9 protein-coding genes are annotated in these 14,334 nt (G+C 43.3%); 6 read left to right on the forward strand and 3 right to left on the reverse strand.

Going from position 1 to position 14,334, the window contains the following annotated elements:
* The first annotated feature begins 236 nt into the window (after nucleotides 1–236).
* A complete protein-coding gene (locus M3P07_RS00005) occupies nucleotides 237–1,967 on the forward strand; it encodes a T9SS type A sorting domain-containing protein (protein WP_249967847.1) in 1,731 nt (576 codons plus the stop codon).
* 57 nt (nucleotides 1,968–2,024) lie between these two features.
* Here M3P07_RS00005 and M3P07_RS00010 read toward each other — a convergent pair whose 3' ends face one another.
* From M3P07_RS00010 to M3P07_RS00020, 3 genes are all read right to left on the reverse strand, one after another.
* Complete coding sequence (locus M3P07_RS00010; RefSeq protein WP_249967848.1) at nucleotides 2,025–3,491, reverse strand: glutamate synthase subunit beta; 1,467 nt, start codon at nucleotides 3,489–3,491, stop codon at nucleotides 2,025–2,027.
* Between the two features lie 8 nt (nucleotides 3,492–3,499).
* Complete coding sequence (gltB, locus tag M3P07_RS00015; protein WP_249969428.1) at nucleotides 3,500–8,008, reverse strand: glutamate synthase large subunit; 4,509 nt, start codon at nucleotides 8,006–8,008, stop codon at nucleotides 3,500–3,502.
* Between the two features lie 315 nt (nucleotides 8,009–8,323).
* A complete protein-coding gene (locus tag M3P07_RS00020; protein WP_249967849.1) occupies nucleotides 8,324–9,466 on the reverse strand; it encodes an acyl-CoA dehydrogenase in 1,143 nt (380 codons plus the stop codon).
* A 235-nt stretch (nucleotides 9,467–9,701) separates the two neighbouring features.
* Here M3P07_RS00020 and nhaD point away from each other — a divergent pair, with 235 nt between their 5' ends.
* The 5 genes from nhaD to M3P07_RS00045 are packed head-to-tail and all read left to right on the forward strand — an operon-like array spanning nucleotide 9,702 to nucleotide 14,324.
* On the forward strand, nucleotides 9,702–11,087 hold the full coding sequence (nhaD, locus tag M3P07_RS00025) for a sodium:proton antiporter NhaD (RefSeq protein ID WP_249967850.1): 1,386 nt from the start codon (nucleotides 9,702–9,704) through the stop codon (nucleotides 11,085–11,087).
* Between the two features lie 57 nt (nucleotides 11,088–11,144).
* Nucleotides 11,145–11,837: a MotA/TolQ/ExbB proton channel family protein gene (locus M3P07_RS00030; RefSeq protein ID WP_249967851.1), complete on the forward strand. Its 693-nt coding sequence runs from the start codon at nucleotides 11,145–11,147 to the stop codon at nucleotides 11,835–11,837.
* A gap of 9 nt (nucleotides 11,838–11,846) precedes the next feature.
* Nucleotides 11,847–12,233 (forward strand): ExbD/TolR family protein, encoded by a 387-nt coding sequence (locus M3P07_RS00035; protein WP_249967852.1) that lies wholly within the window; start codon nucleotides 11,847–11,849, stop codon nucleotides 12,231–12,233.
* Entirely contained in the window at nucleotides 12,233–13,108 is an 876-nt protein-coding gene (locus tag M3P07_RS00040) for an energy transducer TonB (RefSeq protein ID WP_249967853.1), read from the forward strand. The genes M3P07_RS00035 and M3P07_RS00040 overlap by 1 nt, the downstream gene beginning before the upstream one ends.
* Nucleotides 13,109–13,112: 4 nt before the next feature.
* Nucleotides 13,113–14,324 carry a bifunctional folylpolyglutamate synthase/dihydrofolate synthase gene (locus tag M3P07_RS00045; RefSeq protein WP_249967854.1) on the forward strand — a complete coding sequence of 404 codons (1,212 nt, stop codon included), beginning with the start codon at nucleotides 13,113–13,115 and terminating at the stop codon, nucleotides 14,322–14,324.
* Nucleotides 14,325–14,334: the final 10 nt, after the last annotated feature.

The following is a 14,334-nucleotide window of genomic DNA, read 5'->3' on the forward strand; positions in this document are numbered from 1 at the left end:
CCCTCCTTAGCTAACGCTTCGGAGGGTTTTTTTGTTTATGCACATTACCCAAAACAACTTCACAGTTTTTCCAACCAAAGAATAATTGGAAATAAAACATAATAAAGTAGGAAAAAACGTACATCATTATTACATTTAAGGGCCTCAAATTAGAATTTGTTCTCCCAACCATAACACAATATGAATTGTGGAGATATGCTGTGGTATTTGGCTAGAAATTATCAAACCAAAATACCATGAGAAAACAACTACTTTTTACCACCATGCTACTGTGCGGATTGGTGGCCCGTGCGCAATCCTGTAATTGTGATGTAACCCTGACCGGTTTATCTGCTACAATCTTAAATCTTGTATGGGCTTCCAACGTGGGATACTCCCCTGGCGATACCATTTGTATTCCCGCGGGCAACTATGCCGGAATCCGTTTTTATGATTTTGAAGGAACGGCTACGAGTCCAGTGGTATTTAAAAATTGTGGCGGACAAGTTACCCTTAATGAAACTGCCTATTCAGCTTTGGAGTTTAAGAATAGTAAATACATCCACCTAACAGGCTCTGGAGATGCTTCTTATACCTATGGGATCAAAATTACTGGGACAGGTTCTTGGGCAATGGGAATTGTATTAAGTGCATTGAGCACAGACGTGGAAGTTGATCATATTGAGGTGGCATCAGCAGGATTTGCTGGTTTTATGGCCAAAACAGACCCTGATTGCAACAACTCCAACACATGGCGAAGCAATGGCTTCGTAATGAAAAATCTAAATATTCATCACAATTATATACACAACACTGGAGGTGAGGGTATCTATATTGGCTATTCCCTAGGATACAAATTGGATGGAGGAAAAAATTGTAACGGAACCCAAGTTTATGGACACTGGTTGGAAAATGTTGATGTCCATAACAATGTTGTGGAAGACACGGGATGGGATGCCATTCAGGTTAATCTTGCCCATTTTGGTGGAAAGGTACGGGACAACTCAATTGCCAATTACGGTACCAAAGGACATTGGGGACAATCCTTTGCCATGAGTTTGGGTGGTGGTACTTATGAGGTATACAATAATTTTGTTGAAAACGGTCTGCTAGAAAAAGGTTGGGGCATGCAGGTCATCAATGGGGAAAGTGGGACCAAAGTCTTCAATAATGTACTGGTAAAACCCAAAATGCACGGAATTTTTCTCCATAATCGACATGAATTTGATGATGTGGATGAAGGCTACTATGTGGCCAACAATACCATTATCGAACCGGAACGGGCAGGCGTGCACTATAATACCACGGTACTACATCCGGTCGACCCTGCTGATTTGTATCGAAATCAAAGTGAAGTCCCTTCCTATTTTGTGAACAACCTTGTTGTAGATCCCGGGTATGACTTCGAAGGTGGAAACACTTGGAAGCAAAATCAGGAAAGTTATTTTGATTTTAATGAAAGAGACACAAGGGACAGTTTACTTACAAATATTCACAGTAACATAATGACTCGTCAAATAGATACATTAGGTCTTACGGACCCTACCAACTTGGACTATAGCCCGTCTTCTGGTATTTCCGCGGTTGTCGATTTGGGGAGTTCTTTGACTTCTTGGGGCATTGACTTTGATTTGGAAAATGCTACCAGACCTTCTGGGAGTGCTTTTGACATTGGCGCCTATGAGTTTCAGAGCGGAGGAACAAGTTTACGGGCTAGGGTTTCCAATAACAAGGAATTGGAGCATGTTTTGAACCAAAACCGCGGTACGTTGGTTTATCCGAATCCAGCACGAACCTCATTTCGGGTGGAAGGTAGTAGTCATGATCAAGTGCTGCTACGGCTGATACATTTAGATGGCAGGGTACTTTATAGCGGTTCCTATGAAATCGGAACCCCTTTCAATGTTGAAGAATACACAGCAGGACTATATTTCATAAAAATGTCTGGCCCTGAAAAAACGGAAACGCATCGTTTGATTATCGAATAAAAAAGAAAAAACCCTTTACCAAATTGGCAAAGGGCTTAAAGTTAGGTTGGTTGTTATTTATACTCTTGGTAGATCTCCGTCTCCCTTTAATGGGAGATTGGAGTCTCCCATGAGATAAGCATCAACATGATGCGCAGCTTGTCTACCTTCTGAAATGGCCCAAACTATCAGGGATTGACCTCTTCTTTGGTCACCAGCCACAAAAACACCTGGAACATTGGTCTTGTAATCCCTTACGGAAGCTTTAATGTTGGTTCGTGGATCCATTTCCAGTCCTAGTTCATCGGCAATTGTGGTCTCTGAGCCCGTAAATCCTAGAGCTAATAGGGCCAAGCTGCATTCCCACTCTTTTTCAGAACCTTCAACCTCTTTTAAAACGGGCCTTTGTCCAGGAACATTTTCCCAAATCACCTCTGACGTAACAAGCCCGGTAAGATTCCCATCTTTATCGCCAATAAATTTCTTGGTAGAAATGCTAAAAACCCGATCGGCTCCTTCCTTGTGGGAAGTGCTTGTTCTTAATCGCATGGGCCAAAATGGCCAAGGCTGCCCTTCGGGACGTTCCGTGGTGCCCTTGGGCATAATCTCAAAATTGGTAACGGATAGGGCTCCATGTCTAATGGAAGTTCCGATACAGTCTGACCCTGTATCCCCACCACCAATCACAATCACATTTTTGTCTTTCGCGGTCAATTCCTCTCCTTCATATGGGATGCCATCAACCTTTCGGTTATTCTGCGGAAGAAAGTCCATGGCTTGTACAACACCTTTCAAGTCCGCCCCGGGGATTGGTAATTTCCTTCTAACCGTAGCGCCACCACATAATACTATGGAGTCAAATTGATCACGAAGCTCGCTTGCAGTCACATCAATCCCGACATTAATGCCAGTTTTGAAAGTAATGCCCTCTTTTTCCATAATCTCGAGCCTTCTGTCAATAATATGCTTTTCCATTTTAAAATCGGGAATGCCATATCGGAGTAATCCCCCAATTTTTTCATCCCTTTCAAAAACGGTCACTGTATGTCCAGCCCTATTTAATTGTTGGGCAGCTGCCAATCCTGCAGGGCCCGAGCCAACTACCGCTACTTTTTTATCGGTTCGTTTTGCTGGTGCTTCCGGAATGATCCATCCATTCTTAAAGGCTGTCTCAACAATGTTTTTCTCAATATTTTCTATGGAAACAGGGTCCTCATTGATTCCAAGCACACACGCTTCCTCACATGGAGCGGGGCACAATCGGCCGGTAAACTCGGGGAAATTATTTGTTGAATGTAAAATCTTGGTTGCCTTCTCCCATTTACCTTGGTATACCGCATCGTTGAAATCGGGAATTAAATTCCCAAGCGGACACCCACTATGGCAAAATGGAATACCGCAGTCCATGCACCGGGCACCTTGGTCCTTCAATTCCTTTTCCTTCAGAGGTATTGTGAACTCCTTATAGTTTTTGATTCGTTCCGTAACAGGAGAGTAGGCTTCGTCCTTCCTGTCAAACTCCATAAATCCAGTTGTCTTTCCCATGGCTCAAATTATAAGGTTTGTAATTTTTCTTTTTCCAATCGAATCAATGCCTGACGATATTCCTCTGGGAAAACCTTGATGAATTTTGGCAACGACTCTTCCCAGTTTTCCAAAATATCTTGGGCCAACGGGCTCAAGGTAGTATTGTAATGGTTTTCGATGAGTTCTCTTAGTTCCTTAACATCGTTGTCCTCTTCAACGGCCAATAAATTGAGCGTTTCACCATTGCATCGTTTTTCGAAGCTGCCATCCTGATCATAGACATAGGCGATACCGCCGCTCATTCCAGCCCCAAAATTTCTTCCGACAGTCCCCAAGATTACGGCAACTCCTCCCGTCATGTACTCACATCCATGGTCTCCGATTCCTTCAACAACAGCTTTGGCCCCAGAGTTTCTCACACAAAAACGTTCTCCAGCCTTCCCGTTGATATAGGCCTCTCCGGATGTGGCCCCGTATAAGGTCACGTTACCAGTAATTATATTATCCTGGGGCGTTAAGGTTGACTTGTCCGGAACTTTGATTACCAATTTTGCTCCGGAAAGGCCTTTGCCCAGATAGTCGTTGGTATTACCGTTAACCACCATGGTAAGTCCTTTAGTGGCAAATGCCCCAAAACTCTGTCCTGCAGAACCAGTGAAATTTATTTTAAGGGTGTTTTCAGGAAGCCCATCTGCACCATATATTTTAGAGATTTCGTTACTGATAATGGCACCAACGGCACGATCGGTGTTGTAAATGGGAAAATCCAAGGTTGTCTTTTCCTTTCTGAACAATGCCGGATGCGCTTGGGCAATGATGTCAAATTCTATGGAGTTCTCAATGCCATGAACCTGTTCTTCTGTGTTATGGAACTTAGTGCCTTTAGGTACATCTACTTGATACAGGATAGGCGTTAGGTCTATGCCTTCGGCCTTGTAATGCTCTATGGCTTTTTTCCTATCTAGTTTTTGAACTTGCCCCACCATTTCGTTAACCGTCCTGAAACCAAGCTTGGCCATAATCTCCCGTAATTCTTGGGCCACGAAATACATATAGTTCACCACGTGCTCAGGTTTCCCTTTGAACTTTTTCCGTAAATCGGGGTTCTGCGTGGCTATTCCCACTGGGCAGGTGTTGAGATGGCAAACCCGCATCATGATACATCCCGATGCTACCAAAGGTGCGGTTGCAAAACCGAATTCCTCGGCTCCCAACAGACAGGCGATAGCAACGTCCCTTCCGGTTTTTAGCTGCCCGTCGCATTCCAGTACAATACGGTTTCTCAAGTCGTTCAAAACCAAAGTCTGTTGGGCTTCAGCAATACCCAATTCCCAAGGAAGTCCTGCGTGCTTTAAGGAAGTGAGGGGAGAAGCTCCGGTACCTCCGTCAAAGCCTGAAATCAAAACCACATCGGCCTTCGCTTTGGATACACCTGCGGCTACCGTACCTACACCCACTTCCGATACCAATTTAACATTGACCCTTGCATCTCTATTGGCAGATTTAAGGTCATAGATCAATTGTGATAAATCCTCAATGGAATAAATGTCATGGTGCGGGGGCGGAGATATCAGGCCCACATAAGGTGTGGAATTTCTTGTTTTGGCAATGGCCGGGTTTACTTTCGGACCTGGCAACTGACCACCTTCCCCAGGTTTGGCTCCTTGGGCCATTTTTATTTGGATTTCATTGGCATTGGTCAAATAATTTGATGTAACACCAAATCTACCCGAGGCTACCTGCTTGATGGCGCTGTTTTTCCAGTCTCCGGTTTGATTTTTATAAAAACGAGCAGGGTCTTCCCCACCTTCACCAGAATTGCTCTTACCTCCAATTCGGTTCATGGCAATGGCCAAATTTTCATGGGCCTCTTTACTGATACTCCCATAGGACATGGCCCCAGTCTTGAATCGTTTAACGATTTCTGTCCAAGGTTCCACTTCCTCGATAGGGATGGGGTCGTAGTTGGAGAACTCGAACAATCCCCTGATGGTCATCAGGTTTTTGGATTGTTCGTTCACCAAGGCCGAATACTCTTTATAAGTCGCCGTCTCGTTATTGCGTACCGATTTTTGAAGTTTTGCGATGGTCAATGGATTGAACATGTGCTTTTCACCATCTCTTCTCCATCGGTACTCTCCACCAATCTCAATATCGAGATTGGCCGCTAATTCCTGGTTTTTAAATGCCTTTTTATGGCGTTTTGCAACCTCCTTTTCAATCTCGTACAATCCAATTCCTTGGATTCGAGTAGGTGTTTTTGGGAAATATTTCCCTACTACCTTTGTATTGATTCCGATACACTCGAACAATTGCGAGCCCCTATAGGAATTCAAAGTGGAGATTCCAATTTTGTTCATCACCTTGAGAATGCCCTTGCCAATGGCTTTGTTGTAATTTTTGATGGCTTCGTCAAAGGTGTATTCTGTAATGTCGTTTTCCTCAATTTGCTCCCCAATAATCTCATTTACGAGGTAGGGATTGATGGCGCTGGCACCAAATCCAAACAATAGGGCGAAATGATGTACTTCGCGGGGTTCAGCAGATTCCACAATAATGCTCAACTTGGAACGCTTGCCCATACGGCTGATTCCGCTGTTTACATAGGAACAGGCCAATAATGCAGGAATCGCTGCCATTTCGGTGCTTACCATCCTGTCGGAGAGGATGATGATGTTGGCGCCGTCGTCAATGGCATCCGAAGCTTGTTGTAGAATGGAATCCAACGCTTCTTCAAGCCCATTATGTCCCTTTGATATCTCATACAAAATGGAAATGGAAACCACTTTGTAATCGGGACTGGCATCGTGGTTCTTTATTTTGTCCAAATCCTCTTTGGAAATCACAGGATTTTGGATTTTCAACTTGCGACAATGCAATTCATTGATTTCGAACAAGTTTTGATCACTACCCAAAGTGAGGCTGATATCGGTAATCAATTCTTCCCGGATTCCATCCAAAGGCGGATTGGTCACCTGGGCGAACAGTTGTTTAAAATAGTTGTAGATCAGTTGGGGTCTTTCGGAAAGCACCGCGATTGGGGTATCGGATCCCATGGAACCAATGGGTTCCTTGCCATTTTTGGCCATCGGTAGGATAATGGTATTGATATCTTCCAAGGTATATCCAAAGGCCGCGCGCCTTGTTTCCAATGGGAATTCGCCATAAAAAACCGGGCAATCGTTATATGGGATGTCCTTAAGATGGACCAAATTATCCTTCAACCATTTTTTATATGGATGTTTTTTGGCAATGGATTCCTTGATTTCCTCATCATTGACGATTCGGCCTTCTTCCATGTTTACCAAAAACATTTTTCCAGGCTCCAATCTTCCGTGAAATTCAATATCTTCCGGTTGCAAATCCACTACCCCGGTCTCTGAAGACATGATCACATAGCCCTGCTTGGTTACGGAGTATCTTGAAGGGCGAAGTCCATTTCTGTCCAAAACGGCTCCAATGTAGTTTCCATCTGTAAAAGGGATAGATGCCGGGCCGTCCCAAGGTTCCATCAAGCAAGAATTGTATTCGTAAAAGGCTTTTTTGGATTCGGACATCTCGGTGTTTTTCTCCCAAGCTTCGGGAACCAACATCATCATCACTTCTGGAAGGGAGCGTCCGGTCATCAATAACATTTCCACTACCATGTCCATACTGGCGGAATCTGATTTGCGCGGTAGTACCACGGGGAGGATGTTTTTGATGTCTTCACCAAACCAATCACTTTCCAATAATTCTTCTCTGGACCTCATGCGGGACACATTGCCGCGGAGGGTGTTGATTTCCCCGTTATGACACATATAGCGGAAAGGTTGGGCCAAATCCCAAGTAGGGAAGGTGTTGGTGGAAAACCTCTGGTGCACCAAAGCCAAACGAGTCACTACCCTAGGGTCCAACAAGTCTTGGTAGTACCTGCTGATATCTTGTGGGACCAACAATCCCTTGAAAATAATAATCTTGGTTGATAGACTTGGCAGATAAAAGAACTGGGTTTGGGACAGTTTACTTCCAATAATGGCGTGTTCCGTAATCTTTCTTGCAATAAATAGTTTTAGATTGAACTGAAACTCATCCAAGTCCTCTCCCTTGCCAATAAAGACCTGTTTTACAAACGGCTCGGTTTCGGCTGCAATCCTTCCGGGTACGGACCTGTTTACCGGAACATCCCGCCACCCTAAAAGTTCAAGACCTTGATTTTTTATATTTTCCTCGAGCGTGGTAATGCAAAAATTCCGCTGATTTTCCTTTTGGGGCAGAAACACATTACTCACTGCGTATTCGCCAGCCTTCGGCAATTTGAAGGAACAGACTTCCGTAAAGAAATCGTGCGGAATATCGATGAGGATTCCTGCTCCATCACCTGTTTTTCCATCTGCACTTACAGCTCCCCGGTGTTCCAGTTTATCTAGAATCTCGAGTGCCTTATGAATTATATCGTTTGATTTCTTCCCTTTTAGACTACAAATAAAACCAGCACCGCAGTTATCATGCTCAAATTCTGGTAGGTAAAGACCTTGCTTTTCTAACTTCCTCATCATTATGGTATTTGTTCAAAAATATCATTTTCGATAAAGAAATGGCATGGTTTTCAGGCAAATGCAACTAATTCATCAACGTTTGTGTAAACGCTTTAAAAATTATGCAATATGAAAATTTGACGAATCATAAATTATCATAATCGCAATTGACATGGACTGAAATGTCGATTTTGAATAAATCCAGGGGTGGAGAATTCCGATAGCTTATTTTTGTCAATATACCCCCTAATTTATTAGGGGTACAATTCAAAATTTATAAATTAAGAAGGGAAGACCCCAAAAAAATCAAGGAAACATCAGCGTATTTTGGCGCTAATCCCTCAAAATGCTTCTAGAAATAACTATTTTTTGAATCTCGGAAGTTCCCTCATAGATCTGGGTGATCTTGGCATCTCGCATCATGCGCTCCACATGGTAATCCTTTACAAAGCCGTTTCCACCATGTATTTGTACAGCCTCCACTGCGGTTTCCATGGCAACTTCCGAAGCGTACAGTTTGGCCATGGCTCCGGATAATGAATAATCTTCACCTGCATCCTTATCGCAAGCGGCCTTGTAAACCAGATGGCGCGCCGCTTGTATTTTGGTATGCATATCGGCAAGCTTAAATGCGATGGCCTGATGGTTCCCAATCTCAGTGCCAAAAGCTTTACGTTCCTTTGCGTATTTTTTGGAAAGTTCGTAGGCTCCAGCGGCAATCCCCAAAGCTTGGGCAGCAATTCCTATCCTTCCGCCAGCCAAGGTTTTCATGGCGAATTTAAATCCAAAACCATCCTCGCCAATTCGGTTTTCTTTTGGCACTTTCACATCATTGAAGATTAAGGAATGGGTATCACTTCCCCGAATACCCAGTTTGTTTTCTTTTGGCCCCACAACGAAACCTTCCATTCCTTTTTCTACAATTATCGCATTGATACCTCGATGTCCTTTATCAACATCGGTTTGGGCAATTACCAAAAAGATTTCTGCCGAACCCCCGTTGGTGATCCAATTTTTGGTTCCATTTAAAATGTAATGGTCCCCTTTATCCAAGGCGGTTGTTTTTTGGGAAGTGGCATCGCTACCAGCTTCAGGTTCGGAAAGACAAAATGCCCCAATAACTTCTCCTGACGCCAAGCGGGTCAAGTATTTTTCCTTTTGTTCTTGTGACCCATAGGTTTCCAGTCCCCAGCAAACCAAGGAATTGTTTACCGAGACCATCACGGATGCCGAAGCATCCACTTTGGACAATTCTTCCATGGCCAAAACATAGGATAAGGTATCCAGGCCACTGCCTCCAAATTCCTCGCTGACCATCATTCCCATAAATCCGAGCGCTCCCATTTTGCTTACCAGTTCCCAAGGGAATTTTTGGGCGTCGTCCCGTTCAATTACTTCGGGCAATAATTCGTTTTGGGCAAAGTCTCGAGCAGCTTGCTGGATCATCAATTGCTCTTCGGATAGTGAGAATTCCATAAAATTGACAAATAATTAAAAAAGGGATACAAATATAGCCTTTAGATGGTAATTCTTCATTGAAAAACGACATAAATTGAGAATCAGATAATTTGTTTGCCCATGTTTTGTTTAGGATTTGGACTTATTGAATTTTATGGAATCAAGATTATGTTGGGAAAACCATTTTGAATATCTTTAGCAACAAGCTAGCTGGAAGGCAAGCAAAGTTTCAACTTCTTTAAACCAACTAACTATGGAAACCATCCTCATTGCCATATTTGTTTTGGGCTACCTAGCCATTACCCTAGAGCACAATCTAAAAATAGACAAGCTAATTCCGGCTTTGGCCATGATGGCCATCCTTTGGGCCATGATGGCATTTGGCATTGATGGGTTTACTAACTGGTTCGATTCTGGCAAGCATGCACTAATGGAAAATTTTGGGGCATTGGGGCATGAGGATAAAATGCACATGTTGGAGGAAACACTGCTTCACCATTTAGGTAAGACTTCAGAGATTCTTGTTTTCCTGTTAGGGGCCATGACCATTGTTGAGATCATTGACTATTTTGATGGTTTTGCCACCATTAAATCGTATGTAAAAACCAGGAGCAAACGTAAGATCCTTTGGATTTTTGCTTTTTTGGCCTTTATACTGTCAGCGATCATTGATAATCTAACGGCCACAATCGTTTTGGTCTCTATCCTTCAAAAGGTAGTTAGGGATAGAAATGTTCGAATCTGGTATGCTGGTCTAATTATAATTGCTGCCAATGCGGGTGGGGCTTGGTCTCCTATTGGGGATGTTACCACAACCATGCTTTGGATCGGGAATAAAGTTACCACCGCCAAATTGGTAGGTTACTTACTTGTTCCTTCCCTAGTTTGTATGTTGGTGCCTACGTTTATTGCTTCCTTTTTGTCCCCTTTTAAAGGTAAAATTGATTTGGAAGAAACAGCTCCGTCAAAGTCCAAGTTTGGGGCAACCATGTTGTACCTTGGATTGGGAGCGATTGTTTTTGTACCCATTTTTAAAACGGTAACCCATTTGCCGCCCTATGTTGGGATGATGTTGTCTCTTGCAGTGGTGGCCACTTTTGCTGAAATCTACAGTAACTCCAAGATTACCATATCATCGGTAGATCCAGAAAGCGATGCCGAAGCGCATCATAGTCCGGTGCACAGTGCATTGACTAAGATTGAATTGCCAAGTATCCTTTTCTTCCTTGGAATTTTAATGGCGGTGGCGGCCTTAGAATCCCTTGGACTACTTTTCAATTTTGCTGAAAATCTTAAGCAAAGTGTTGGTTTGATCGGGACGGAGATCGAAGGTACACAGGTGTCTGATTTAGTGGTCATTATTTTGGGTATTGGGTCAGCGATTATTGATAATGTGCCATTGGTGGCCGCAAGTTTGGGGATGTTCTCCGAGCCTATAGATAATCCGCTGTGGCACTTTATTGCTTATTCTGCTGGAACGGGAGGAAGTATGTTGATCATTGGGTCTGCGGCTGGTGTAGTAGCCATGGGAATGGAAAAAATAGACTTCTTTTGGTACTTTAGAAAAATTGCATGGTTGGCCTTTATAGGATTTATTGCAGGTGCCATTTGTTTCATTGGAATGCGATATTTTTTCTAAAAAATACTTTTGCTCAAAAATCTCCGTTATTATTGCAACTAAAATTGGGGATTTTATATGATTACTTTTCAAGATTTGGAGGAAGGGACCGAGGTGGCGGCTGCTATTTCGGAAGAAAAAACCCTTTCTGTTATTGACCTTATCGTTAATGGGGGAACAGGAAGTGTTGTGATTATCATGGTGCTTTTTGTACTACTTTTTGTGGCACTCTATATCTATTTTGAGCGCATTTTTGCTATTAAGGCTGCCTCAAAAATTGATAAAAACTTTATGAATCAGATTCGTGACCATGTCATGAACGGTAAGTTAGAAGCAGCCAAACTTTTGTGCGCCCAAACAGATTCTCCTGTAGCCAGACTCACCGAAAAGGGAGTATCCAGAATCGGGAAGCCATTGGATGATATCAACACGGCCATTGAAAACGCTGGAACTCTGGAGGTTTATAAACTTGAAAAAAATGTAAGTGTTTTGGCCACCGTGGCCGGAGCTGCACCGATGATTGGATTCTTGGGAACCGTTATTGGTATGATTTTGGCATTCCACGAAATGGCAAGCAGCGGTGGACAAGCAGAAATGGGGTCCTTGGCCTCTGGAATTTACACTGCAATGACCACTACAGTTGCTGGTTTAGTGGTGGGAATTATCGCCTACATTGGCTACAACCACTTGGTGAACAGAACCGACAAAGTGGTACATAAAATGGAGGCCAATGCGGTAGAGTTTTTGGATCTGTTGAACGAACCCATTTAGAATTTCATCATGAAATTAAAGGGAAGAAACAAGGTTAGTCCAGAGTTTAGCATGTCTTCAATGACAGACATTGTGTTTTTGTTGTTGGTGTTTTTTATGCTTACCTCAAATGCACCCAATGCACTGGATTTGCTATTACCAAAGGCAAAAGGGAAATCAACGAACACACAAAATGTTTCGGTGACCATCAATAAGGACCTGGAATACTATGTGAACAACGAGCAGATTAATGCAGAATACATTGAAATTGAACTGAAAAAAGCACTAGAAGGGCAGGAGAAGCCTACCATCATTCTAAGGGCAGAACAGAGCGTGGCCATTAAAGAGGCTGTAAACGTGATGGATATCGCCAATAGGAACAGTTATAAGGTTATCTTGGCTGTGCGGCCAAAATAATGTCATTTTTAGATACGAGACACAAGAAAAAATCCTTTACACTTACCACGTTACTGTTAAGTGCATTGCTCCTTTTACTTTTTTACATAGGTCTTACCTATTTAGATCCACCCATTGAAAATGGCATAGCCGTTAATTTTGGCACTACGGATTTTGGTAGCGGCCCAGTGCAACCCAAAGAAAAGGTACGTTCCGAGCCCAAACAGGTAAAAACCGAACAAATCCCGGAACCCGTTCCTGAGCAGCCGGCACCCGAGCCTGTGGCACCACCAGAACCTGTGGAAAAGGTAGTGACCCAGGATAACGAAGAGACCATCCGAATCAATCAACAGAAAGAAGCCAGGCGAAAAGCGGAAGAAGCTGAACGACGGGCAAAGGCCGAAGCAGAGCGAATAGCCCGGGAAAAGCAAGAAGCGGAAGAACGCCAAAGAAAGGAGCAAGAGGCTAAAAAGAAGAATCTGGACGCCCTTATAGGTGGTATTGGCAAATCTGATGGCAAAACTACAGGAAGCGAGGGGGATGACAATCGACCAGGAGACAAGGGCCAACCAGATGGTGACCCTTATGCTCCAAGCTATTATGGTAGCCCGGGTACCGGTGCTGGCGGTTATGGCTTGGGAGGCCGATCGTTGGTGAGCAAGGGCAAGGTGCAGCAGGAATGCAATGAAGAAGGTACAGTAGTGGTGCGCATTTTTGTGGACCGAAATGGAAGGGTGACAAGAGCTGAACCTGGTGTTAAAGGAACTACCAATAATGCCCCATGTTTACTGGAGCCCGCCAAACAGACTGCTTTAATGTACAAATGGAATTTAGATTCTAAAGCTCCGTCCACGCAGATTGGCCATGTCGTGGTCAAGTTTAAACTAGGGCAATAAAATCATGACGTATAAGGAGACCTTGGAATGGATGTTCCAACAACTTCCCATGTACCAACAAAAGGGGAGTGTGGCCCTTAAGGACAAGTTGGATAACATTCTAGCCTTTTCCGAAATCTTGGGAAACCCTCACCAAAAATTTAAAAGTATCCATGTGGCCGGAACCAACGGTAAAGGTTCCAGTAGTCATATGTTGGCGTCTATATTGCAGGAAGCTGGGTACAAGGTCGGGCTTTACACTTCTCCCCATTTAAAGGATTTTCGCGAGCGCATTAGAATCAACGGTAAGGTTGTTGGAAAAGGATTTGTAAAGAAATTTATTAAAGAGCATAAGGAGTTTTTTGAACGTAATGAGCTTTCTTTTTTTGAGATGACCGTTGGGATGGCATTTCATTATTTTGCCGAAAAAGAAGTGGATATTGCCGTGATTGAGGTGGGCCTCGGAGGTCAATGGGATTCCACCAATATTATAGTACCTGAAGTTTCCTTGATTACGAACATTGGTCTGGACCATACCCAAATTTTAGGAGACACCCTAGAGAAAATCGCCTTGGAAAAAGCAGGAATCATCAAGAGGGAAATTCCGGTGGTGGTAAGCGAAAGACAGCCGGAGACAGAGGGGATTTTTAAACTTATTTCTGCAAATAAAATGTCGGAAATAATCTTTGCGGAAGATGATATTTCCAAGGATTATATAACCGATTTACTTGGAGGGTACCAATCAAAGAATATTAATGGGGTCGTGAGCACCCTTGGACAGCTTTCGGAATTTAAGATTAAACCCAGGCATATTAAGGATGGCCTAAAAAAAGTAGTAAAGAATACAGGCTTGCTGGGCAGATGGCAAGTATTGGCAAAAAAGCCCATGATAGTATGCGATACGGCCCACAACCGGGAGGGGTTGGAACTTGTGTTGAAACAGGTGTCCAAGCAGCAATTCAAAAACATCCATTTTGTTCTAGGGTTTGTGAATGATAAAAACCTAAAGCATGTTTTGAATCTTTTTCCGACGGTGGCAACCTACTACTTTGTTACTCCAAATATTCCCCGCGGTCTTCCCGCTAAAGAATTAAGAAATGAAGCCTATGAATTTGGCCTGCAAGGAAAGAATTTTAATACGGTTCAGGACGGTTTGAACGCAGCATTGGAGCAGGCGAAAGAGGATGATTTTATCTATGTTGGGGGAAGCACTTTTGTTGTCGCTGAAGTTGTTTAATCTAGGGTAT

The organism is Flagellimonas myxillae (assembly GCF_023502235.1).
Lineage (GTDB): Bacteria > Bacteroidota > Bacteroidia > Flavobacteriales > Flavobacteriaceae > Flagellimonas > Flagellimonas myxillae.

Coding starts and splice junctions, on each gene's coding strand:
- M3P07_RS00045 (WP_249967854.1), top strand. CDS start 13,113: ATGACGTATAAGGAGACCTTGGAATGGATGTTCCAACAACTTCCCATG.
- M3P07_RS00005 (WP_249967847.1), top strand. CDS start 237: ATGAGAAAACAACTACTTTTTACCACCATGCTACTGTGCGGATTGGTG.
- M3P07_RS00020 (WP_249967849.1), bottom strand. CDS start 9,466: ATGGAATTCTCACTATCCGAAGAGCAATTGATGATCCAGCAAGCTGCT.
- M3P07_RS00040 (WP_249967853.1), top strand. CDS start 12,233: ATGTCATTTTTAGATACGAGACACAAGAAAAAATCCTTTACACTTACC.
- M3P07_RS00010 (WP_249967848.1), bottom strand. CDS start 3,491: ATGGGAAAGACAACTGGATTTATGGAGTTTGACAGGAAGGACGAAGCC.
- nhaD (WP_249967850.1), top strand. CDS start 9,702: ATGGAAACCATCCTCATTGCCATATTTGTTTTGGGCTACCTAGCCATT.
- M3P07_RS00035 (WP_249967852.1), top strand. CDS start 11,847: ATGAAATTAAAGGGAAGAAACAAGGTTAGTCCAGAGTTTAGCATGTCT.
- gltB (WP_249969428.1), bottom strand. CDS start 8,008: ATGAGGAAGTTAGAAAAGCAAGGTCTTTACCTACCAGAATTTGAGCAT.
- M3P07_RS00030 (WP_249967851.1), top strand. CDS start 11,145: ATGATTACTTTTCAAGATTTGGAGGAAGGGACCGAGGTGGCGGCTGCT.